The sequence below is a fragment of the Streptomyces sp. NPDC001231 genome (assembly GCF_042896885.1).
GTDB lineage: Bacteria > Actinomycetota > Actinomycetes > Streptomycetales > Streptomycetaceae > Streptomyces.
Genome location: NZ_JBIAXS010000082.1, coordinates 1 through 1,302 on the forward strand (window position 1 = coordinate 1; position 1,302 = coordinate 1,302).

Genomic DNA, 1,302 nt, shown 5'->3' on the forward strand with positions numbered 1-1,302 from the left:
CGGGGCATGACGGGGAAGTGGAAGGCCATGTGGCACTCGTCGCCGCCGGCGGCGTAGTCGCCGAAGTAGTCGACGACGTCCTCCGGCCACTGGTTAGCCTCCGCCAGCAGCACCTTGTCCGGGTACTGGGCGTCGATCTCCTTGCGCACCCGCTTCAGGAACTCGTGCGTGGCCGGGAGGTTCTCGCAGTTGGTGCCCTCCCTCTGGTACAGGTACGGCACCGCGTCCAGCCGGAACCCGTCGATGCCCAGGTCCAGCCAGAACTTCAGCGCGGAGATCATCTCCTCCTGGACGGCCGGGTTCTCGTAGTTGAGATCCGGCTGGTGGGAGAAGAACCGGTGCCAGTAGTACTGCTTGCGGACCGGATCGTAGGTCCAGTTGGACGCCTCCGTGTCGACGAAGATGATCCGCGCGTCCTGGTACTGCTTGTCGTCGTCGGCCCACACGTAGTAGTCGCCGTAGGGACCGTCGGGGTCCTTGCGGGACTCCTGGAACCACGGGTGCTGGTCGCTGGTGTGGTTCATGACGAAGTCGATGATCACGCGCATGCCGCGCTGGTGGGCGGCGTCGACGAACTCGACGAAGTCGGCCAGGTCGCCGAACTCCGGGAGCACGGCGGCGTAGTCGGACACGTCGTAGCCGCCGTCCCTCAGCGGGGACTTGAAGAAGGGCGGCAGCCACAGGCAGTCGATGCCGAGCCACTGGAGATAGTCGAGCTTGGCGGTCAGGCCCTTCAGGTCGCCGACGCCGTCGCCGTTGCTGTCCTGGAAGGAGCGGACGAGGACCTCGTAGAACACGGCACGCTTGAACCACTCCGGGTCCCGGTCCTGGGCCGGAGTGTCTTCGAAGGTGTCCGGAACGGGCTCATTGACGATCATGTTGTCGGTGACCCTCCGATCTGCGGGGTGGACGGTCGCAGGACGGTGAGGACGTGCGCGGGCCGGTGGCCCGGCTCGAGACGCACATAGTTGGCCCTGCCCCAGTGGTAGGTCTCGCCGGTCAGCTCGTCGCGCACCGGCACCGACTCGTGCCATTCCAGGCCGAGTTGCGGCATGTCCAACGAGACCGTGGCCTCCTGGGTGTGGTGGGGGTCGAGGTTGGCGACCACCAGAACCGTGTTCGATCCGCTCCGCTTCGAGTAGGCGATCACCGCGTCCTTGTCGGCGTGGTGGAAGTGCAGGTCCCGCAGCTGCCGCAGGGCCGGACTGCGGCGGCGGATGTCGTTGAGCCTGGTGATGAGGGGGGCGATGGTGCGGCCCTCGCGTGCGGCGGCTGTCCAGTCGCGGGGTTTGAGCTGGTACT

General features: G+C 66.6%; 2 protein-coding genes. Both read right to left on the bottom strand.

From position 1 onward, the window contains the following. The coding region (locus ACFY3J_RS38840) for an alpha-amylase family glycosyl hydrolase (RefSeq protein WP_390842893.1) at nt 1-878 on the bottom strand (878 nt) is incomplete at its 3' end. Continuing rightward, a partial coding sequence (locus ACFY3J_RS38845) for an alpha-glucosidase C-terminal domain-containing protein (protein ID WP_388485020.1) occupies nt 875-1,302 on the bottom strand: 428 nt, incomplete at its 5' end. The genes ACFY3J_RS38845 and ACFY3J_RS38840, both read right to left, overlap by 4 nt.